This window comes from Agrobacterium sp. M50-1, assembly GCF_049843495.1.
GTDB classification, from domain to species: domain Bacteria; phylum Pseudomonadota; class Alphaproteobacteria; order Rhizobiales; family Rhizobiaceae; genus Agrobacterium; species Agrobacterium radiobacter.
Window position 1 is genome coordinate 37,008 of record NZ_JBBHZH010000010.1, and the last position, 21,068, is coordinate 58,075.

Consider the following 21,068-nt stretch of genomic DNA (forward strand, 5'->3'; position numbering starts at 1 on the left):
CATGACCGATATCGCAATCCTAAACGACATGCAGGCGGCCCGCCGGGCACGGCTCAGGCTGCTCTCCACCTCCGTCCGCTACGTGCTGCTGTTCGCCGTCGGCCTAGTCATGCTTTACCCGTTGATCTGGCTGGTGGGCGCAAGCTTCAAGACGAATTCGGAAATCTTCTCCGGCGCCGGTTTCATCCCGGAAAACCCGACGCTGGACGGCTATATCCGCGGCTGGGAAACCTCGACGCCCTATACGTTCGGCCGGTTCTTCTGGAATTCCTTCCTGATCATCCTGCCGAAGGTCATCGGCACGGCGATTTCCTGCACCATGGCGGCCTATGCCTTTGCCCGCTTCGATTTTCCGTTGAAGAAAATCCTGTTCGGGTCGGTCATCGCCATCCTGCTCCTGCCGAATGTCGTCACCCGCATTCCGCAATATATCCTCTTTCGTGATCTCGGCTGGCTGGATAGTTTCCTGCCGCTCTGGGTTCCCTCGGCTTTCGCCGGTGATGCCTTCTTCGTCTTCATGCTGGTGCAGTTCCTGCGCTCGCTGCCATCGGACATGGAAGAAGCCGCCCGGGTGGATGGCGCCAACAGCCTGCAGACGCTCGTTTATATCGTCGTGCCGATGCTGGCGCCGGCGCTGATCTCGGTTTGCCTGTTCCAGTTCATGTGGACGATGAACGATTTCCTCGGGCCGCTGATCTACCTGTCCTCGGTCGACAAATATCCGGTGAGCCTCGCGCTCAAACTCTCCATCGACACCACCGAAGCCTTTGAATGGAACCGCATCCTGGCGATGTCGGTGCTGACGATCGCGCCTGCGCTGATCGTGTTCTTTGCGGCGCAACGGTATTTCATTGAAGGGATCTCGTCTGGCGGGGTCAAGGGCTGAAAATGGCAAGCGTTCAACTTAAAAATCTCGAAAAAATCTACGGCGGCAGCTTCAAGGCCGTGCATGGCATCAATCTCGACGTCGAGGATGGCGAGTTCATGGTGTTCGTCGGCCCTTCCGGCTGCGCCAAATCCACGACGCTGCGTATGGTGGCGGGGCTGGAGGAAATCACCGGCGGTGAAATCCTGATCGGTGACCAGCGCGTCAATGACCTGCCGCCCGGCAAGCGCTCCATCGCCATGGTATTCCAGAACTATGCACTTTATCCGCATATGAAGGTGCGCGGCAATCTGGCTTTTGGCCTGAAGATCGCCGGTGTCGCAAAACCCGAGATCGAAAAGGCGATCGAGAATGTCGCGCGCATTCTCGAAATCGAGCCGCTGCTTGACCGTCTCCCGAAGCAGCTTTCCGGCGGACAGGCGCAGCGTGTGGCGCTGGGTCGCGCGCTCATCAAGAAGCCTGGCGTGTTCCTGTTCGACGAGCCGCTGTCCAATCTCGATGCCAAGCTGCGCGCCTCCATGCGGGTACGCATCACCGATCTGCACCGCCAGCTGAAAGCGGAAGGCCTGTCCTCGACGGTCATTTACGTCACCCATGACCAGACCGAAGCCATGACCATGGGCGACCGCATCTGCGTGATGCAGGCCGGCCGCATCATGCAGGTCGCGACGCCGAAGGAGCTCTACAACCATCCCGCCAATCTGTTCGTGGCCGGTTTTATCGGTATGCCGGAAATGAACCTCGTGGATGTGGCCATCGACGGTGCGGAATTCGTCATTGGCGGGCAGCGTCTGCCGATCGGCGAACATCTTGAAAGGCGTCTTTCAGCAAAGCCGGTAGATGCCGTCATCGGCATCCGCCCGCAGCATCTTTCACTGGCGGATGCCACCGATGGTCCGGCGCTGCAGGCGAAACTCACCAATGCGGAATTCATGGGCCACGAGGTCTATCTGCATGCCGATCTCGGCGGCCAGAAGCTGGTGAGCGTGGTCGGTGCGGCGGAGTTCGAAGCGCTCGGGCGCGACGGCATCCTGCGGCTCAAACCGGACCCGGAGAAGCTGCATATTTTCGACAAGGCCGATGGCCGCAACGTCTCGCTGTGAGGAGGGGACGCGCGTGCCTGATTTTTCGAGGAGGAGAAGAACAATGAAGACGACGACAAGAATGATGGCGATGCTCGCCGGTGCCGCTTATGTGGCGATGGCAACCGCCCCGGCGGCAGGTGCTGCGGAACTGCGCATGTCGTGGTGGGGCGGCGAAAGCCGTCATGTCGCCACCCAGAAGGCCATTGCCGCCTGCGGCGAGAAATACGGCCACACCGTGAAGGGCGAATTCACCGGCTTCGACGGCTATCTGGAAAAGCTGACCACGCAGATGGCCGGCAAGACGGAAGCCGATATCGTCCAGGTCAACTGGCCATGGCTGCCGCTGTTTTCCAAGAACGGCGAGGGTTTTGCCGATCTGCGCCAGCTGAAACCGCTCGATCTCTCGCAATGGGCCGAGACCGATCTGGAGGCAGGATCGATGAACGGCGTGCTGCAGGGGCTTTCCGTCTCCACCACGGGCCGCGTCTTCTTCTTTAACGCCACCACCTTCGAGAAGGCGGGCGTGGAAATTCCGAAGACCTGGGATGAGTTCTTCGCGGCAACCAAGACCATCAAGGAAAAGCTCGGCAAGGACTATTACACCTTCAATGCCGTGAAAGAGACCGCCCAGCTGCTCGTAACGCTGGCCATCGTGCAGAAGACGGGCAAGGATCTGGTCGACCCCAAGACCAACCGCGTGGCCTGGACGCCACAGGAGCTGGCAGAGGGCATCTCCTTCGTCGGCAAGCTGGTCGAAACCGGCTCCATCCGCTCCCAGAAAGAGGAGGCGGCCGATGGCAACGTCAATCTCTATGAAAAACCGTCCTGGTCCGAAGGCCGCATCGCCGGCTCCTATGAATGGGACTCGACCTATTCGAAATATGCCGATCCCCTGAAGGAGGGGCAGGTTCTGAAACCGGTGCCGATGCTGAAGCTTGCCGATGCCGTGACGGAAGGCGTTTATCGCAAGCCTTCCATGGTATTTTCGATCTCGAAAAACTCCAGGAACCCGGAAGCGGCTGCGCAGATACTGAACTGCCTGCTGAACGAGCCGGAGGGCGTCGACGCGCTCGGCACGTCACGAGGCCTGCCCGCATCGAAGGCTGCGGCGGCGCGTCTGGGTGACAAGGGCGAGCCGGAAGTGCGCGCCGCCAACGCCATCGTCATGGCGGCATCGGGACCGGTGGTTTCCCCCTTCAACGAACATCCGGAAATCCGCTCGGGCTTTATCGATACGCTTGAAGAATATGCCTATGGCCAGCTGACGGCGGAAGAGGCGGCCGAGCAGATCATCGATACGACCAACGATGTTCTTGCCAAGTTCGATTGATGACAATGGCCCGCCGCCTCCGGTGGCGGGCCCTCTATCCGGCCGCCGGATGATATGACGCATGTCCGCCAAGGGTTTGGCCGGCCATGCACGAAAGACGAGAAGAGAGCATGAACGAACCCCTTATCATCGCGTCTTCGGCGCGAACGGCAGCGCTTTGCCTTGCTGCGCCCGGCGCTCGATATTTCCTTCCGTCCAGAACGGAGTGGCGTCTGACGTCGCCGGATGGCGAAGAACGGAGCGGCGAAACCGCGACCGTCGTGACGCTGCTGCACGATCTATCCCCGGATACGCGCTATATCTTTAAAGCGGAAGGGTTCGGAAGGCTGGAGTTCAGAACTTCTCCCTGTGCCGGGCTTGTGGAGGCTACGGCATTTCCCCTGACGCCGGATGTCGCGCTCGATGATGAAGAGGGTGCGCGCGCCAATGCGCAGGTGCTGGAAAGGGCGATTGCCGCCGTGCCTCAGGGCGGCGCGTTGCGGCTTGCAGCCGGCGTCTGGACCGCCTTTCCCGTGCGCCTCAAAGGCAACATGACCTTTCACCTTGCGCAGGGAGCCGTGCTGCGCGCGCCCTCCACCCGCAAGGGTTGGCCGATATTGCCCGCACGCGATGAGGCCGGCCGCATGCTGGGCAGCTGGGAGGGATTGCCGGACGCCTGTTTTGCCGCGCCGGTTTGTGCCATCGGGGCAGATAAACTCGTCATCGAGGGCAGGGGCATTCTCGATGGCTCCGGCGACGCGGGCGACTGGTGGAGCTGGCCGAAAGAAACCCGCGATGGCGCGCGCCGGCCGCGCGGCCTTCACCTCGTCTCCTGCCGGAAGACAAACCTGCTCGGTTTCACCATCCGAAACGCCGCCTCCTGGACGATCCATCCGCAAGGCTGCGAAGACTTGATCGCCGCCGGTCTCAGCATCGCCGCGCCGCATGACAGCCCGAACACCGATGGTTTCAATCCGGAAAGCTGCCGCAACGTCACGATATCAGGTGTGCGCTTTTCCGTCGGCGATGATTGTATCGCGGTAAAGGCGGGAAAGCGCGGCCCTGACGGCGAGGACGATCATCTCGCGGAAACACGCGGCGTGCGTGTACGTCATTGCCTGATGGAACGCGGCCATGGCGGGCTGGTGATCGGTTCGGAAATGTCCGGCGGCGTGCATGACGTGGCGGTTGAGGATTGCGACATGATCGGCACGGATCGCGGCCTGCGCCTCAAGACACGGCGCGGGCGGGGCGGCGCCGTCAGCAACATCGCCATGCGCCGGGTGCTGCTGGATGGCGTGAAGACCGCGCTTTCCGCCAATGCCCACTACCATTGCGACGCCGATGGACATGACGAATGGGTGCAGTCGCGAAACCCCGCACCGGTCGATGGCGGTACTCCCTTTATCGACGGCATTACCGTAGAGGACGTCGAAATCCGCACTCTCTCCCATGCTGCCGGCGCGTTTCTCGGTCTTCCCGAAGCGCCCATCCGCAATGTCGCCGTCCGCAATCTCACCATCGTCTCGCGCGATCCGTCGGCCATCGCAACGCCGCCGGTCATGGCCGACCGGGTGCGCCCCATGCGCCATGAGGCGATTGTTTTCGAACAGGCGCATATAGTCTGCGATAATCCCGCCCTGCTGAGCGACGCTTCCGTTTCCATTGTGTCAGATTCCGATTGAGAGAATCCATGAAAGCCACTGAATATTTTGATCAGTTCTCTAACCGCTATCGGTACTACAAGGGCGGAAGCTGGTGTTATGAGGATGGATGTGTCTATCGCGGCTTGCAGCAGCTGTTCGAGGCGACCGGAGAGGCGCGCTGGAATGACCATCTGCACCGTCTGGCCGATGCACAGATAGCGGTTGACGGAACGCTCGCCGGTTACGATCCGCGGGAATATAATATCGACCACGTCCTCGCCGGCCGCGTTCTCTTTCCCCTGGCGACGGAAACGGGCGATCCGCGTTACCTCGCCGCGGCGGAACATCTGGCGGGACAACTTCGCGACCATCCGCGCATTGCCGCCGGGAATTACTGGCACAAGAAGCGTTATCCGCACCAGGTCTGGCTGGACGGGCTTTATATGGGACTTCCTTTCCAGATCGAATATGCGCAGGCGACGGGCCGAACAGAGCTGATCGACGATGCGCTGCGGCAGTTTTCGACGGCGCTCGCGGCCACGGCGGATAGCGGCGGGCTTTATGCCCATGGTTACGACGACAGCCGCAGCCAGCGCTGGGCCGATCCTCAGAGCGGCAAGTCTCCCGCCATATGGGCGCGCGCGGTGGGCTGGCTCGCTATGGCGCTGGTGGACGCGCTGACCATTCTGCCGGAGGATGGCGCGACGGCGGAGCTTCGGGAGAACACACGGCGTCTTCTGGCCGGCATCATCGCACGGCAGACTGAGGCGGGCCTCTGGATGCAGGTTCTCGACAATCCGCGCCTTGCGGGCAATTATGAGGAAACATCCGCCTCAGCCATGTTCGCCTATGCCTTGCTGCGCGCGGCGCGGCTGAAGCTCCTGCAGGGCGAAGAGGCGAATGCTGCCCTTTCGGCGGGTCGCCGCGCGCTTGAGGCGCTTCTGGAAACGCGGCTGAAAGCCGATGAAGAGGGCGTGATGCGCCTCACGGGCATCGTGCACGTCGCGGGCCTTGGCGGCTTCGAGGGCAATTATCGCGATGGAACGCCGGAATATTATCTTACCGAGCCGGTGGTGTCTGACGATGCCAAGGGTGTCGGGCCGTTGATGATGGCCTATGCCGAAAACCTGCTTCTGGCCAAGCCGCAGGCTGTTTCAGCGGAGCCATTTGCGGGGTAAATTCCCCCGTCGGTCACGCCTTGTTTTTTTCGACGAAACGGATGGCGTCGCCGACGGTCAGGATCGTGCTTGCGGCGGAATCTGGAATTTCCACCCCGAATTCCTCCTCGATTTCCATGACGATCTGAACCGTCTCCAGAGAATCCGCACCGAGATCGTCAGCAAAATTGGCGTCGTCCACCACATTGGCGGGGTCGGCGCCAAGCTGGTCCACGATGATTTTTCTGATACGTTCTGCAATGGTGGACATGGTGAGACTCCGAGAAAGTTGCTTGCCGCCGAACCCGCCCGATCTGAATTTGCGCCGAAGATATCAAAGCGAAATCAAGCTGAATTCGAAAGGACAGGCCGCAGAGTCAAAGGGTCAAAAGATTGATGACATCCGGACGTAGCATGCCTTTCGCAGCCGCGAAAGGGTGTCGATCACCCTTTAGTACCCTATAATAATACGGGATGTTTGCCACGTTAAACAGTTTGTGACTGGCAGCGGCAAACCGCTACGCGCTAAAGCTCGTTGCTTGTGAACTTTTAAATCCGCCAGCCACACCGAGCCTCACGCCATGGTCCAGTCGTCCCCGGAACGCTTCATATTGCTCGACGGCATAAGGGGAGTGGCTGCCCTTTTCATCGTCCACCGCCATGCCGAGGATCTGTTCGGGAAAAGTACGGCTTCGAGCTATCTCGCCGTGGATTTGTTCTTTGCGCTCAGTGGCTTCGTGCTGGCGCACGCCTATAACCGGAAGCTGAGCGAAGGGGCGATTACGCCGGGCTTTTTTTTGAAGGCACGTTTTGCGCGTCTTTACCCTCTTTATGTGCTGGCGCTGGTGTTGATGGCGGCTTATTTCATCTGCCTTTACGTGCTGGGCGTGCCGACGCCGATCGACGATCTGCATCGTCTCGTCGATCCCGGCGAGCTCGCTTTTGCCCTTTTCACGGGGCTGCTGTTTTTGCCGGCGCCCTTCACGCTAACCCTGAACGGCGCGTTGTTTCTCGTCAGTCCGGCATGGTCGCTTTTCAACGAACTGGTGGTGAATGCGTTTTATGCCCGCTTGGGTGTTCGGGCCACGACGAGACAGACCGCTGTGGTGCTCACCGTCAGCGCGCTTGTGCTGATGGTGGCGGCCGCCGAGTTTGGCCGTTTGCACGCGGGGTTTCGCTGGCACGAAATGTATGCAGGCATGGGCCGGGTGTTCTTCTCGTTTTTTGCCGGCGTGCTGATTTACCGTTTCCGCAATCGCGTACCGCAGTTGAAACCCTTTCAGGCGGGGCTTTGCCTTCTGCTGGTCTGTTTCATTCTGGCTGTGCCCATGTCGCGCGAACTTCGGCCGTTTTTCGATCTTGCGGTTGTCCTGTTCGTCTGGCCGCTGCTGTTATTCGTGGCCAGCAAGACGGTTCCGGGGCGCGCGGTGGCAATGGTTTCGGTGTTTCTCGGCACGGCGTCCTATGCGGTCTATGTGCTGCATATTCCGCTTCTCGCCTGGACGGAGTTTCTGATCCCGGCGGTGCACAGGGAAAATCTCGCTCTGCCGGCGGGCATTGTTTTTCTCATCGCCACGACGTGCCTGTCATGGTGGCTGACGGTTTATTACGACCAGCCCGTTCAAAAATGGCTGAAGAACCGGTTGAGAAAGCGAAGTGAGGTCCGCCAGCCGGTATGATCCCGCCTTGCGGCCCCGAACGTCAATAATGGGCGAAAATCGGGGCTGTCAGAACGAAAGCTGCGACGAGGCTGATGATCGTCAGTTTCGCAGCTCGCATGCGGCGCATTTTGCGGCCGCTCCAGTCATACGTCATACTCACCTCCACGCAGACGCAAAACTTCCGGCATGGGGACAGTCGGGACACGGCGCAGGCCGGTCATGGTCCCGCACTCACCCGATGCACATTCCATGCCCAAACTTCCCGGATGCGCCTGATCGCGCGCGGGATGCTCAATTTCAGTGTTGCCTGATATACGGCTTTTGCCAAGCCGTTATTTTCATCGGTGATTTTGAAGGCCGCTTCGCGTGGTTGCCACGAAAAGCGCGGCAACAGCATCACCGGTAAAGAGGCGGCAGACCCTGAATGGCATAACGCGGCAGCGGTCTCCACGGTCTTACGCGTTCATGTTTGTGAACGCCGAACAGAAACAGCATTTCCTCCGAGATATCGGCGGGGTCGGTCAAGCCATCCTGAAAGAGCTGGATCACCTTGCGGGCGGCATTGTTGTAGAGAACGATTTCGTCATCCATGGTGTGGCGATCATAACCGAGACCTTCCAGCACGGACTGGAGCATTTTGAGGTCCTGCGATGTGATGATGCAATTTTCATATGCGGAAGACATGGCGTCCTCCTTTCTAGTGAGGTTCACAAAAGCCGGAGCGTCGCGCTGCCATCCGGAGATGGTGCGAGGACGCTTCAACGCCTTGAGACGCGGGCAGCGCCAGGGAAACCGTTGCCGGCCCGTGGCGTCATGCATGTCGCGTGAATTCCGAATCGCTTCCCTGGTGGTCAGCAGGCGGGACAGGGCTGGAAATGCAGCAGGCCTGACGGTGGCAACGCCCTTTAATTACCGATGACGAAGCGTGCGCCGTTTATGGGGAATAGGCAAGTTAATTCCGTTACCGCAGGGAAGATGCAGCATTCGCTGCCGCAGGCAACAAAAAAGGCCGGGGCAATATTGCACCGACCTTCCTCATATCGCTCTCAACACCAGTGCCAGTACATCCGTGGTCAAAAGTCTGAAGCGACTAAAACAACTGCGAACATCGATTTCATTCGCGCTCACCAGCAGTTGCCATGAGAGCTATTTAAACTGGCAATGTGACCAAAACAAGTCCGGCGCCTATCGCGATGTTTTTATTCGTCGTGGCTTGCCGGCTGCGCGTCGCGCTACTTCTTTTTGCCGTCCGCTGTCGTAGCATTTGCGAACTTGACCTGCGAACCGGCTGGCGGCGCTGCAGCCACTTTCGCCGTCTTGTCCTTCTTCGGTTTTCGGACTTCCTTGTTACTGCGCAATTGACCCTTGGCCATGGTGTCCTCCTCCTGTTGGATTGATGGGGCCTTGAGCGGGTATGAGATAATCCGTTCAAGACCCGTTCGATCGTCGATGCTGGAAATCCCGTCCGGCTATTTCTTGCCGGATCGTTTTTTTGCGGAAACGGGCGTGTCGGTTATGATCGTCGCTTCCTGGGCTTCGCGAAGCTGGCGAAGGCGTTCCGTTTTGCGGGCGCGCTGAGCGGCCTCGGCGTTTATGATCTGCTTTGCGGCGCTATCCGTCAGTGACGCCTTGTCCTGCGCGGATAGTTTGCCGGGTTTGAAAAAAGCTTCTTTTGTCGCAGCCATGGCATTCTCCTTTACGGAAGAGCAGTATCGAACGGCTAGCGAGGGCGGGCAACCTTTTTGGGAGCGGGCAACAGCCCTTCGCGCTGCATTTTTTTCTTCGCCAGCTTGCGGTGGCGGCGCACGGCCTCTGCTTCTTCGCGGACGCGCTTTTCCGAGGGCTTTTCATAGGACTGCCGGGCCCGCATCTCGCGGAAAATGCCCTCACGCTGCATTCTCTTTTTCAGAACGCGAAGGGCCTGCTCTATATTATTGTCTCGAACGAGTACCTGCACGAATATCTCCTTTATGCAGCCGCAGCCGCTATTTTCTGATTTTAATCCTGTCCGGATTGATCCAGCTTGATCCCGTTTCGCGCACCGATGGGCTTTCATTGTTGCGCGACGGCGATGGCGCCGAGGTGGGCGCACTTATTTCATCGAGCGCGATGTTGCGCTCGAAATTTTCATGCTGGAAACGCACCCTGTAACGAACAGTTCCCTGCGCCTCGGGCAGGATCGACACGACCCTGCCAGGACCGTCGGGCTGGTTATTGCCCAGCACGCCTGGCTTCAAGAATATGGCATCGCCGCATCGGTAGGGATTTTTGCGCATAAGGACCTCCATGGCCCAAAAACAAAAGGCCGGGCTTTGACCCGACCTCTCACAATCATTTAAACCTGCAGCCAGTACATCCGTGGTCTGCGGGGTCAAATGACGAATATCAAGCTGCCTGAAGGTTATCAGCCGAGCTCTTGCCGGACCGACGGTCCTGCACGATCTCGTAGCTGATCTTCTGGCCGTCGTTCAGCGAACGCATGCCAGCGCGCTCAACAGCGGAAATGTGAACGAAAACGTCCGTGCCGCCGTTGTCAGGCTGAATGAAGCCGAAGCCCTTGGTGGCGTTGAACCACTTTACAGTACCAGTGTTCATAACGATTTCCTTTCGTAGAATCGTTGTGGTTCCCGCGATACCTTGCGGGATAAGATCGATTATTTGAGAGGAAATCCGACGGGGAACAGTCTGTTCCAGAACGACGTCACAAGCAATGGTCGATATCCAAAATATAGGCTCAATTTTTGATTTTGCAATGGGCGGAGAACAAAAAAGCATCGGCGAGCCACTTCTCGGCGGGTAAGTGTCTGGTTCAGGGCACTATTTCCCGATCGCCGCATGGTCCTTCGGGCCTGGCGCGGCCCTCCGTCTTGTGCGCATCAACCTGCACCGGGAGACACGTCTTTCTCACGGTCATCCGGCAGGCTCCCCGCGCCCGGCGTCTTGTCATAGTCGGTGAGGGAGGGTTTGGCATGCGGGCCGGCGGGGGGAATATCGTTCGGACTGGAAGGCCCTTTTTCAACGGTTTTCGATTTCGTTTTCTTCGTCATGTCGCGTCCTCCTTTTTGCAGGGAAAACGCGGGGGAAAAGGTACTGGTTCCGCCTCCACGCCGCACGGGCGCGTTTTTCCGCCATCAGCGGCGGGAACGCGGTTTCTTCTCTTCCCGGTTCATATCTCGCCCAACCCATTTGAAGAATACGACGAGGCTGACGCCGATGATGATGAGCGGAACGATGGATTCAAAACTGGACATGACTCACTCTTTCTTCCCCCGGCGATCATTTTACCGGCATGGAAGAAGCGCGTAATCTGCGGAATATCGTCCGTTCTTTTTTGGCATTTGCCGCCCGCGGCCCATCTGTCGATGAGGCCGCAGGCCGTAGTGGCTAAACTGGCAGCGATTTCACCACGGCCGTGCCACCCTCACGCGCGCTTTTCAGCGCGGCCACACCTGTCAGAACGGACATGGCGCCGGCGCGTGAACCCGCCCGTTGCCGCAGCCGGTCGTTCGAGCCCGGTTTGAAGATCATGTCGCGCATGCGGTTGTCGCCACCGTAATGGCCACCCGGCTCATGCGGCACCCATATGCGTTCAACACCGCCGCCAAAGCTTTTCACCAGCAGGATTTCGTCCGCCGGCGGCTCCGTCCAGGGCTGCTTTTCATATTGGCGCATTTCGATACGGCCTTTATGGCCGTTGAAAGCAATATGGTGGCCCTCGATCGGCATATAGGTGTTGAGCGAATAGGAGACCTGCACGCCGCTGGCGTAGCGGATCGAGGCGCTCATGGTGTCGGGAATGTCGATTTCCTCGCGGAAGACGCAGGCATCGCGCATGTAGCCGTCCACCGCCGAAGGGTCCTCATAGAGAGCATCGAGAAAAGGATCGGCGCCCAGATCCATGAAATAATCGCACTCGCTTTTGTGCGGACAGGTGCGACAGCGTGTTCCCCGGAACGGACCGTTCTTGCCATAGTGCAGCAGCTGTCCGAAGCCCTTCACTTCCACGGGATCGGAATCGAGATACCAGTTCAGAAGATCGAAATGGTGGGTGGCCTTGTGCACGAACAGGCTGCCGGAATGTTCGGTAAAGGCGTGCCAGCGGCGGAAATAATCCGCGCCGTGCTGGTTATCGAGATACCAGTGAAAATCGACCGAGGTGACGGTGCCGATTGCACCCTCGTCGATAAGCTCCTTGATGCGTGCGGCGGTGGGAGAGAAACGATAGTTGAAGGAGACGTCCACACGGCGGCCGCTTTTCGCCTCCGCCGCGCGGATGCGGTCAATCTTTTCCGGGGTGGTGGTCATGGGTTTTTCGCTGATGACATCGGCCCCGCCTTCCAGCGCGCGGATGATGATGTCGTCGTGAGTATCGTCAGGCGTGCAGACGATGACGAGTTCCGGGCGTTGCTCCGTCATCATCCGGTCAAAATCGTCGTAGAGCGGCGCGCTTGATCCCATCATGGCGCGGGCGCGTTCGGCGCGCATCAGGTTCAGGTCGCAAATGCCGACCAGTTCGACATAGTCGCTCCAGCCGGCCAGCAATTCGCGGCCCCACATGGTGGTGCCGCGATTGCCGGTGCCGACCAGCGCATAGCGTTTGCGTCTCACCTTTTCAGGCATTGTCTCTCTCCCGGATAATCAACAAACAGTCTTGAAACGCTCGACCACAGTGGCGAGGACCTCGTCCACCGGCCGCGCCTGCCAGCGATGCGAAAAGATTTCCACTTCCTGCGGGCCATGGAAGCCGGCCGCCTCGATCATGGCGCGAAATGCCTTGAGGTCAATCACGCCGTCGCCCATCATGCCGCGATCATTGAGCGGATCGGTGGTCGGCACCAGCCAGTCGCAGATATGGTGCGCCAGAATTTGCCCGTTTCTTCCCGCACGCGCCACCTGTTCCTCCAGTTCCGGATCCCACCAGACGTGGTAGACATCGATCGCAACGCCCGTTCCCGAACCCAACCTGTCACAGAGATCGAGTGACTGTTTCAGCGTGTTGAAGCAGGCGCGGTCGGCGGCATAAAAGGGATGCAGCGGTTCGATGGCGAGCGGTACGCCGGCGGCGCGGGCATAGGGGAGCAGTTCGGCCATGCCGTCCTCCACCATCTGCCGCGCACCTTTCAGATCGCGCGAGCCGGCTGGCAGGCCGCCCACGACAAGCACAAGGCAATCGGCTTTCATTGCGGCGGCTTCATCGACGGCGCGTTTATTGTCCTCAATGGCAAGGCGGCGGCCTTCGGCATTGGGGGCGGGGAAAAAGCCGCCACGGCAATGGCCGCTGAGACGCAGCCCGTTCCGTTCGACGATGCGGGCTGCTTCGGCAAGCCCGACACCGTGCACCTGTTCGCGCCAGGGCGAGATGGCGGTGATGCCGTGCGCAAGGCAGGCATCGACGATAGCGGCAAAATCGCCACCCTGTCGCACGGTGGCGAAATTGATGGAAAGGCCTTCAAGGCTCATGTCGGTATCTCCCCTAGTTCTGCTGCCTCAGCCGATGCCTCGGACCGCCAGAAACGCCTTCATGCGCTGCGTCGCCAGATCCGGCTCTGCAAGCACATTGGCCTTGTCCGCCAGCCGGAAAAGCTCGGCGAAATGCTGCGTGGAGCGGGTGCTTTCCTGACCGCCAACCATGGTGAAATGGTCCTGCAACCCGTTGAGATAGGCGAGGAACACCACGCCGGTCTTGTAGAAGCGGGTCGGGGCCTTGAAGATATGGCGCGACAGCGCCACCGTCGGCTCCAGAATGTCGAAGAATTCGTTGTCCGCGCCGCGCTTCAGGCTGGCAAGCGCCCTGGAGGCGGCCGGCGCAATGGCGTCGAATATGCCGAGCAGCGCATCCGAATGGCCCTGTTCGTCGCCGGCGATCAGTTCGGCATAGTTGAAATCGTCGCCGGTATACATGCGCACGCCTGATGGCAGACGGCGGCGCATCACGATTTCCTTTTCCTTGGAGAGAAGCGAAATCTTGATGCCGTCGATCTTGTCGGCATTCTCTTCGATCATGGCAAGGCAGGTTTCCATCGCCGTCATATGGTCGCCCGAACCCCAATAGCCCTCCAGCGCCGGGTCGAACATTTCGCCCAGCCAGTGGATCACCACTTTTCCTTCCACACGGGAGAGAACCCTGGCATAAGCCCTCAGATAATCATCCGGCGAGCGGGCGGCGGCGGCCAGCGCACGGCTCGCCATCAGGATCACACGCCCGCCTTCTCCCTGAACAAAATCAAGCTGTTCGAGGTAAGAGTCGACAATCTTGTTGAGATCGTAGCCGCTGCCATCAAGATGGTCGGTGCCCACCCCGCAGGCAATCAGCGCATCCTTGCGGCTGGCCGCCTCCTTCAGCGAACGGGAAATGAGTTCCTGCGCCTGCGGCCATGCCAGCCCCATGCCGCGCTGCGCCGTATCCATCGCCTCGGCGACACCGAGGCCGAGATCCCACAGGCGGTGACGGAAACGCAGCGTTGCGTCCCAGTCGATGGCGGGCGTGAGCCACGGATCATTATCGGCAAGCGGATCGGCCACCACATGGGCGGCGGCGAAAGCGACGCGGTTGAAATCCGCAGCACTTCGTTTTTCAACGGCGACCGGCGTGCCTGAGAGTTTGTAGACCTCGATGCTGCGGTCGTCTTTCGGAAGCTTGAGCTCGCTCACATCAGCCTCCTCAGGAAAGGGCGGGAACGTCGAGCCAGCGGCGTTCCTTCCACGATCTCAGCCCAAGTTCGGCAAGCTGCACGCCCTTCACGCCTTCCATGAGGCCATAGGGCCACGGATCATTGTCGACGAGGTGGCGCACGAACATTTCCCACTGCGCCTTGAAGCCGTTGTCGTAGACGACATTGTCCGGCACTTCCTGCCAGGTCTTGTAGAAATCGATGGTCTGCGGCTGGTCCGGGTTCCACACCGGCTTCGGCGTATTGGTGCGGTGCTGGGTAAAGCATTTGGTCAGGCCCGCCACCGCCGAACCATGGGTGCCGTCCACCTGGAAGGTGACGAGGTCGTCGCGGCGCACCCGCACCGCCCATGAGGAGTTGATATGGGCAATGGCGCCGCCTTCCAACTCGAAGGTCGCATAAGCGGCGTCGTCAGCATCCGCCACATAAGCGCGGCCCTGCTCATCGAAACGTTCCGGAATATGGGTGGCGCCGAGGCAGCTTACGGATTTCACCGGTCCGAACAGATTGTCGAGCACATAACGCCAGTGGCACAGCATATCGAGAATGATGCCGCCGCCATCTTTCAGGCGGTAATTCCAGGAGGGCCGCTGCGCCGGTTGCCAGTCGCCTTCAAAAACCCAGTAGCCGAATTCGCCGCGCACGGAGAGGATTTTGCCGAAGAAGCCGCTGTCGCGCAGCATGGCGAGCTTGCGCAGGCCCGGCAGGAACAGCTTGTCCTGCACCACGCCATGTTTGATGCCTGCGCTTTCGGCGAGCCGGGCGATGGCCAATGCCTCTTCCATCGTGTCAGAAATCGGTTTTTCGCAATAGACGTTCTTGCCGGCCTTGATGGCTTTCTCCAGCAGGCTGCCGCGCATCTGCGTCGTGCCGGCATCGAAGAACAGTGTGTCATCGGGGTTTGCGAGGGCAGCGTCGATGTCGGTCGTCCAGCGCGCCACATTGTGCTTTTTGGCGATTTCCTCGATCTTCACGCCATTGCGGCCGACCAGAATGGGGTCGAGCATGACCCTTTCACCGTTCTTCAAAAGTACACCGCCCTGATCTCGAATGGCGAGAACGGAGCGCACGAGATGCTGGTTGTAACCCATGCGGCCGGTGATGCCGTGCATGATGACGCCGATAAGTTTCATGAATTTCCTCCCAAGGCGGCCTTTTCCCGAAAGCCGCTTCCGTCAAACATGGAAATTTGTAACCATTTGGTTATTTGTGGTCGTGAAGGATGCGATCTGTCAAGGTGTTTTCGACAGGAAAAATTCGTCTTGTGCGAACTCTCGCGTTTGCGTATCGCCACCGCGCCGCAAAAGAAAACGACGCGCTTCGCGGATGCGAATGGCGCGTCGTCGCTGTTGTTAAAGAGGAATTCGGTTCGGCCGGCTCAGACCGGCCGCACTGCAGCAAGCAGGGTATCGACGATGTGCTGGCCCCAGCGTTCCAGCTCGGCCGGATCGGTGAGGTCGCGCTGGAAGATCGTCGACAGCGTGAAACGGTTCGACAGATAAAAGGCGCCGAGCGAGGCGATCGTCAGATAGACGTCGATCGGATCGAGGCCATCACGAAATTCGCCCGCGTAGCTACCGCGCCGCAGCACGTCCTCCAGTTCCGAAATAAAATTCGAATGCATCGCCGCAATCGTCGGAGATTGCCTGAGATAGCGGGCTTTATTGAGGTTTTCCGTGGCGAGGATGCTCAGGAATTCGGGATGGTCGAGGAAGTAGTGCCAGGTGAAAAGCGCAAGCTCGCGCAAGCCCTCCGACGGGGCCTTGCGGGTCAGGTCAAGCCGTCTTTCGGTGTGGCGGATATGGCGATAGGCATCCTCCAGAACGGCGAGATAAAGCGCATCCTTGTCGCCGAAATAATGGTAGATCATCCGCTTGTTGGTGCCGGCGCGCCGGGCGACGACATCGATTCGAGCCCCCGCCAACCCCTTGGCGGCCACCTCGCGGCGGGCGGCTTCGAGAATGGCGGCGCGCGTTCTTTCCGGGTTTCGCACCTGTGTCGTCGCGCGTTTGCGCTTGGGCGACGGTGTATTCTCCATGGCCGGATCGGGGGGCGGATCGGACGGCTGGTTTTTTGTCGTTTCTTCCATTTCAGCACCCGCTTGACAATGTTTGCGATCAGTGTTCCCATGTAACCAATTAGTTATAAAACGGCAAGTGTCGTTTACGTTCATCATCAATTGGCAGTCAATAGGGAGGAGTTGCCAATGCCCATGATGCTTCACAGGAGAGGTGTGCTTTCAGCAGGGCTTGCGGCCCTGTCGCTTGCGACATTGGGAGGGGGGTCGGCGCAGGCGCAGGCCGCCCGCCTTCGCATGTTGTGGTGGGGTTCGCAGGAACGCGCCGATCGCACCAACAAAGCGATAGCAGCCTATAAGCAGGTCAAGCCGGATCTCGACATTGCCGGTGAATTTGCGGGCTGGAGCGACTACTGGCCGCGCCTGGCAACGCAGGTTGCCGGCCGCAATGCGCCTGACCTGATCCAGATGGATTATCGCTACATCTTCGAATATGGCCGCCGCGGCGCGTTGGCGCCGCTGGATGACTATATCGGCAAGGGCCTGAAGATCGAAGATTTCGGCAAGATGAACATCGATTCCGGCCGGGTCGACGGCAAGCTCTACGGCATCAATCTCGGCGTCAATTCCAGTGCTGTCTTCTTCGATAAGGCGGCCTGGGAAAAATCAGGTGCAACGCCGCCGGCGATCGGCCAGACCTGGGAAGAATTTGCCGAAAACGCCGCCAAGCTCAGCAAGAACAAGCCGAAGCCGGGCTATTACGCGACGGCCGACGCCAGCGGCGTGGAGCCGAGCTTTGAAAACTGGCTGCGCCAGAACGGCAAATCGCTCTACACGCAGGATGGCGGGATCGGCTTTGATCCGACCGATGCGACCAAGTGGTTCACCCTCTGGGCGGATCTGCGCAAGAGCGGCGCCTGTGTGCCCGCCGATGTGCAGGCGCTTGACCAGCTCAACATCGAAACGAACCCGCTGACGACGGGCAAGGCGGCAACCGCATTTGCCCATTCCAACCAGTTCGTCGGTTATCAGAAGCTCAACAAGTCCAAGCTTGCCATAAGCTCCTATCCGAAGAGCACGAAGGATGGCCCTTCCGGCCATTACCTCAAACCTTCCATGCTCATCAGTGTCGCAAACGGCAGCGCCGGCATCGAGCAGGCGGTCGGCTTCATCAATTTCCTCGTTGCCGAACCGCAAGGTATCGACATTCTCGGTGTCGAGCGCGGCGTTCCGGCATCGGAATCCATGCGCAACCAGCTGAGCAGCAAGCTCGACGAGGTCAGCAAGATCATGGTGGACTACATCGCCGAGATTACCCCCGGTGTTGGCGAACTGCCGCCGGCGCCGCCTCCGGGCGCGGGCGAATTCGCCTTCGTCCTCAAACGCACGGCGGAGGAAATCGGTTTCGGCAAGGTCACGCCGGAAGAGGGCGGCGACCGCCTCGTCAAGGAATCCGAAACCGTTATCAAACGGAAGTGATGGTTTATGGCCTTTCGATCTGAAACTCTTGTAGAGGAGAGCCGTGGCGCGGCTCTCCCGAAACGGGGCGGTGTGAAGCGGATTTTCGACCGCAACATTCACGCCTACCTGTTTCTCCTGCCCTGGCTGATTGGCTTCTTCGGCCTCACCCTCGGTCCTGCGCTCGCGTCGCTTTATCTGTCTTTCACCAATTACGACCTGTTGCAGTCGCCGGACTGGGTGGGGGCGGCCAATTACGTGCGCATCGCCACGGCCGACCCCAAATTCGCCGCCGCCATGCAGGTGACTTTTACCTATGTGCTGCTGTCGGTACCGCTGAAGCTGATCTTCGCGCTGCTGGTGGCGCTCGCCTTCAATCGCGGCATCAAGGGCCTGACGCTTTATCGGGCGATCTTCTATCTGCCGTCGCTGCTGGGTTCGAGCGTCGCGATCGCCGTGCTCTGGCGCCAGCTTTTCGCCTCTGATGGTCTCGTCAACATGATCCTGTGGCAGGCCTTCGGTTATGAAGGGCCGAGCTGGATTTCCAATCCGGATTACTCGATCTACACGCTGGTCATCCTGTCCGTCTGGCAGTTCGGTTCTCCGATGATCATCTTCCTCGCGGGCTTGAGGCAGATACCGCAGGATATGTACGAGGCCGCCGAAATCGACGGTGCGAGCAAGGTGCGGCAATTCTTCCGCATTACGCTGCCGCTTTTGACGCCCGTCATCTTCTTCAACGCTGTCATTCAGACGATCGACGCTTTCAAGGCCTTCACCCCCGCCTTCATCATTTCCGAAGGCACTGGCGGGCCGATCAACTCGACGCTGTTTTATACGCTTTATCTCTACCAGGAAGCCTTCGGTTTCTTCCGCATGGGTTATGCCTCGGCGCTTGCCTGGATTTTGGTGATCATCATCTCGCTGTTCACGGCCTTCTCGTTCCTCAGCGCGAAATACTGGGTGCATTACGATGACTGATGCTGTTACCGCCCCCCGGCCGGGCCAAGGCCCGCAACGCTCGCCCCTGAAATCGGTGATGCTCCACACGGCATTGATCGTCGCGTCTTTCGCGATGCTCTATCCGATCCTGTGGATGATCTCGGGTTCCTTCCGGCCGCAGGACGAGCTCTTCGGCTCCTCCTCGCTTATTCCCTCGGCGGTCGATTTCGGCGGTTATATTCGCGGCTGGACGGGGCTGCAGGTGAGCTTCGGGCAGTTCTTCTGGAACTCCTTCTTCATCTCGATACTCGCCACCATCGGCAATGTCGTCGGCTGCTCGCTCGCCGCCTTCGCTTTCGCCCGGCTCCGCTTCGGCGGGCGCAATTTCTGGTTCGCGCTGATGCTTGGCACGCTTATGCTGCCCTATCATGTCGTGCTGATCCCGCAATATATCCTGTTTCTGGAAATGGGCTGGGTGAATACCTCGCTGCCGCTGATCGTGCCGAAATATCTGGCGACGGACGCCTTCTTCATCTTCCTGATGGTGCAGTTTTTCCGCGGCATCCCGCGCGAGCTGGATGAGGCGGCTGTCATGGACGGCTGCTCACCCTTCCGTATCTACTGGAAGATTATGCTGCCCCTGTCGCTGCCGGTGCTGGCGACGGCCGCCATCTTTTCCTTCATCTGGACATGGGACGATTTTTTCGGACCGCTGATCTATCTGAATGACATCAACACCTACACCGTGCAGCTCGGTCTCAGATCCTTCGTGGATTCCACTGGCAGCTCGGACTGGACCTCGCTTTTCGCCATGTCCAACCTGTCACTGGTGCCGGTCTTCCTGTTCTTCCTGTTCTTCCAGAGGCTGCTGATCGAAGGCATCGCCACCACGGGCATGAAACGCTGAACGGAACCCGGATCGGGAACGCATTTTAAGACAATCAACACTGTCGCTGCCGCCCTGGATGCGGCGCGGCAGTCGGGAGAAACAGCATGGCAAGCAGCATTACTCTGGAAAAAATCGTCAAGCGGTTCGGCGCCTTTCCGGTCGTTCACGGCATCGACCTCAAGATCGAGCCGGGTGAGTTCACCGTCTTCGTCGGCCCTTCGGGCTGCGGCAAGTCCACTCTCCTGCGCATGATCGCGGGGCTTGAGGAAATCTCAGAAGGCGATCTTCGTATCGACGGTGAAAGGGTCAATGAAACAGCCGCCTCCAAGCGCGGCATCGCCATGGTCTTCCAGTCCTATGCGCTCTATCCGCATATGAGCGTCTACAAGAACCTCGCCTTCGGTCTCGAAACGGCAGGCTACAAGAAACCGGAAGTCGAGGCGCGGGTGCAGAAGGCCGCCGATATCCTGCAGATCGGCCCGCTGTTGCAGCGCAAGCCGAAGGCGCTTTCGGGCGGTCAGCGCCAGCGTGTCGCCATCGGCCGCGCCATCGTGCGCGAGCCGAAAATATTCCTTTTCGATGAGCCGCTCTCCAACCTCGATGCCGAACTGCGCGTGCAGATGCGCGTCGAAATCGCCAAGCTGCACCAGACGCTGGGCAGCACGATGATCTATGTGACGCATGACCAGGTGGAAGCCATGACCATGGCCGACAAGATCGTGGTGCTGCGCGACGGCCGCATCATGCAGGTCGGCCGACCGCTCGATCTCTACAATAATCCGGCCAATCAGTTCGTGGCCGGCTTCATCGGTTCGCCGAAGATGAATTTCCTCTCCGCAAAAGTGGCTGCAGGGGACAGTTCCAACCGCACCATCGAGGTGGCCGGCCAGCGCATCGTGCTGGACACGCCGGTGGCGGCGCAACAGGGCGAACCACTTACCTTCGGCGTGCGACCCGAACATGTGAATCCGCAGGCCCAATCCTCGCTCGGCGACGCCTCTATCCAACTCGTGGAACATCTCGGCGGTTCGACGGTGGTTTACACCAGCACCCCCGACGGCCAGCCCGCCACCGTGCTGCTGGACGGCCAGCGCCAAATCCGCATCGGCGAGACCATTCCCTTTGCCTTTGATCTTTCGAAGACGCATCTGTTCGGGGCGGATGGGCGGCGGATATGAGAACGAGTGGGTGAGTTGTCTCACCATAGGGCTGCTAACGAAATCCGCAAAGCTTGCGTTCGTCATCCTCGGGCTTGTCCCGAGGATCTGCAACATGTTGATCTTGTTCAACGTGATTAGATCCTCGGCACAGGGCCGAGGATGACGTCGCGTGGGAGGTTTTCGATCG

The 21,068-nt window shown here is 59.5% G+C and carries 23 protein-coding genes; 10 read left to right on the forward strand and 13 right to left on the reverse strand.

What is annotated here, in order from left to right:
• Position 1: 1 nt before the first annotated feature.
• The 5 genes from WDZ78_RS20660 (at position 2) to WDZ78_RS20680 (ending at position 6,104) form a co-directional block, all read left to right on the forward strand.
• A complete protein-coding gene (locus tag WDZ78_RS20660; RefSeq protein ID WP_026372451.1) occupies positions 2 to 886 on the forward strand; it encodes a carbohydrate ABC transporter permease in 885 nt (294 codons plus the stop codon).
• 2 nt (positions 887 to 888) lie between these two features.
• Positions 889 to 1,989: an ABC transporter ATP-binding protein gene (locus WDZ78_RS20665; protein ID WP_026372450.1), complete on the forward strand. Its 1,101-nt coding sequence runs from the start codon at positions 889 to 891 to the stop codon at positions 1,987 to 1,989.
• A gap of 43 nt (positions 1,990 to 2,032) precedes the next feature.
• Complete coding sequence (locus WDZ78_RS20670; RefSeq protein WP_425674086.1) at positions 2,033 to 3,301, forward strand: ABC transporter substrate-binding protein; 1,269 nt, start codon at positions 2,033 to 2,035, stop codon at positions 3,299 to 3,301.
• A gap of 110 nt (positions 3,302 to 3,411) precedes the next feature.
• Positions 3,412 to 4,965: a glycoside hydrolase family 28 protein gene (locus WDZ78_RS20675; RefSeq protein WP_425674087.1), complete on the forward strand. Its 1,554-nt coding sequence runs from the start codon at positions 3,412 to 3,414 to the stop codon at positions 4,963 to 4,965.
• A gap of 8 nt (positions 4,966 to 4,973) precedes the next feature.
• Positions 4,974 to 6,104 (forward strand): glycoside hydrolase family 88/105 protein, encoded by a 1,131-nt coding sequence (locus tag WDZ78_RS20680; RefSeq protein WP_425674088.1) that lies wholly within the window; start codon positions 4,974 to 4,976, stop codon positions 6,102 to 6,104.
• 13 nt (positions 6,105 to 6,117) lie between these two features.
• Here the strand turns inward: WDZ78_RS20680 and WDZ78_RS20685 are convergent, their stop codons facing one another.
• Complete coding sequence (locus WDZ78_RS20685) at positions 6,118 to 6,354, reverse strand: acyl carrier protein (protein WP_003508136.1); 237 nt, start codon at positions 6,352 to 6,354, stop codon at positions 6,118 to 6,120.
• A gap of 310 nt (positions 6,355 to 6,664) precedes the next feature.
• Between WDZ78_RS20685 and WDZ78_RS20690 the strand changes: the two genes are divergently transcribed.
• On the forward strand, positions 6,665 to 7,762 hold the full coding sequence (locus tag WDZ78_RS20690) for an acyltransferase family protein (protein WP_425674089.1): 1,098 nt from the start codon (positions 6,665 to 6,667) through the stop codon (positions 7,760 to 7,762).
• Between the two features lie 378 nt (positions 7,763 to 8,140).
• On the opposite strand, the gene WDZ78_RS20695 is transcribed toward WDZ78_RS20690, so the two are convergent.
• The 12 genes from WDZ78_RS20695 to WDZ78_RS20750 form a co-directional block, all read right to left on the reverse strand.
• On the reverse strand, positions 8,141 to 8,428 hold the full coding sequence (locus WDZ78_RS20695; protein ID WP_020810478.1) for a hypothetical protein: 288 nt from the start codon (positions 8,426 to 8,428) through the stop codon (positions 8,141 to 8,143).
• A 548-nt stretch (positions 8,429 to 8,976) separates the two neighbouring features.
• The gene (locus WDZ78_RS20700; protein ID WP_003508140.1) at positions 8,977 to 9,117 is read right to left on the reverse strand and encodes a hypothetical protein; all 141 of its coding nucleotides are present in this window, start codon (positions 9,115 to 9,117) and stop codon (positions 8,977 to 8,979) included.
• A gap of 96 nt (positions 9,118 to 9,213) precedes the next feature.
• A complete protein-coding gene (locus WDZ78_RS20705) occupies positions 9,214 to 9,429 on the reverse strand; it encodes a hypothetical protein (RefSeq protein ID WP_003508141.1) in 216 nt (71 codons plus the stop codon).
• A 35-nt stretch (positions 9,430 to 9,464) separates the two neighbouring features.
• Positions 9,465 to 9,701, reverse strand: a complete 237-nt coding sequence (gene rpsU, locus WDZ78_RS20710; RefSeq protein ID WP_020810479.1) for a 30S ribosomal protein S21 — start codon at positions 9,699 to 9,701, stop codon at positions 9,465 to 9,467.
• A gap of 28 nt (positions 9,702 to 9,729) precedes the next feature.
• Positions 9,730 to 10,119 carry a cold-shock protein gene (locus tag WDZ78_RS20715; protein ID WP_371503260.1) on the reverse strand — a complete coding sequence of 130 codons (390 nt, stop codon included), beginning with the start codon at positions 10,117 to 10,119 and terminating at the stop codon, positions 9,730 to 9,732.
• Between the two features lie 10 nt (positions 10,120 to 10,129).
• Complete coding sequence (locus tag WDZ78_RS20720; protein ID WP_003508146.1) at positions 10,130 to 10,339, reverse strand: cold-shock protein; 210 nt, start codon at positions 10,337 to 10,339, stop codon at positions 10,130 to 10,132.
• Positions 10,340 to 10,620: 281 nt separating this feature from the next.
• Positions 10,621 to 10,791, reverse strand: a complete 171-nt coding sequence (locus WDZ78_RS20725) for a hypothetical protein (protein WP_425674090.1) — start codon at positions 10,789 to 10,791, stop codon at positions 10,621 to 10,623.
• A gap of 337 nt (positions 10,792 to 11,128) precedes the next feature.
• Complete coding sequence (locus tag WDZ78_RS20730) at positions 11,129 to 12,364, reverse strand: Gfo/Idh/MocA family protein (RefSeq protein WP_425674091.1); 1,236 nt, start codon at positions 12,362 to 12,364, stop codon at positions 11,129 to 11,131.
• Positions 12,365 to 12,382: 18 nt separating this feature from the next.
• Positions 12,383 to 13,204 carry a sugar phosphate isomerase/epimerase family protein gene (locus WDZ78_RS20735; protein ID WP_425674092.1) on the reverse strand — a complete coding sequence of 274 codons (822 nt, stop codon included), beginning with the start codon at positions 13,202 to 13,204 and terminating at the stop codon, positions 12,383 to 12,385.
• Positions 13,205 to 13,231: 27 nt separating this feature from the next.
• The gene (locus WDZ78_RS20740; protein WP_425674093.1) at positions 13,232 to 14,395 is read right to left on the reverse strand and encodes a dihydrodipicolinate synthase family protein; all 1,164 of its coding nucleotides are present in this window, start codon (positions 14,393 to 14,395) and stop codon (positions 13,232 to 13,234) included.
• Between the two features lie 10 nt (positions 14,396 to 14,405).
• Positions 14,406 to 15,548, reverse strand: a complete 1,143-nt coding sequence (locus WDZ78_RS20745) for a Gfo/Idh/MocA family protein (RefSeq protein ID WP_425674094.1) — start codon at positions 15,546 to 15,548, stop codon at positions 14,406 to 14,408.
• Between the two features lie 245 nt (positions 15,549 to 15,793).
• Entirely contained in the window at positions 15,794 to 16,504 is a 711-nt protein-coding gene (locus WDZ78_RS20750; protein ID WP_026372437.1) for a TetR/AcrR family transcriptional regulator, read from the reverse strand.
• A 117-nt stretch (positions 16,505 to 16,621) separates the two neighbouring features.
• Between WDZ78_RS20750 and WDZ78_RS20755 the strand changes: the two genes are divergently transcribed.
• The 4 genes from WDZ78_RS20755 (at position 16,622) to WDZ78_RS20770 (ending at position 20,899) form a co-directional block, all read left to right on the forward strand.
• Positions 16,622 to 17,911 (forward strand): ABC transporter substrate-binding protein, encoded by a 1,290-nt coding sequence (locus tag WDZ78_RS20755; protein WP_026372436.1) that lies wholly within the window; start codon positions 16,622 to 16,624, stop codon positions 17,909 to 17,911.
• A gap of 6 nt (positions 17,912 to 17,917) precedes the next feature.
• Positions 17,918 to 18,871 (forward strand): carbohydrate ABC transporter permease, encoded by a 954-nt coding sequence (locus WDZ78_RS20760; RefSeq protein WP_020810284.1) that lies wholly within the window; start codon positions 17,918 to 17,920, stop codon positions 18,869 to 18,871.
• On the forward strand, positions 18,864 to 19,739 hold the full coding sequence (locus WDZ78_RS20765) for a carbohydrate ABC transporter permease (protein WP_026372435.1): 876 nt from the start codon (positions 18,864 to 18,866) through the stop codon (positions 19,737 to 19,739). Before WDZ78_RS20760 ends, WDZ78_RS20765 begins: the two co-directional genes overlap by 8 nt.
• An 86-nt stretch (positions 19,740 to 19,825) precedes the next feature.
• Complete coding sequence (locus tag WDZ78_RS20770; RefSeq protein WP_425674095.1) at positions 19,826 to 20,899, forward strand: ABC transporter ATP-binding protein; 1,074 nt, start codon at positions 19,826 to 19,828, stop codon at positions 20,897 to 20,899.
• The last annotated feature ends 169 nt before the right edge of the window (positions 20,900 to 21,068 follow it).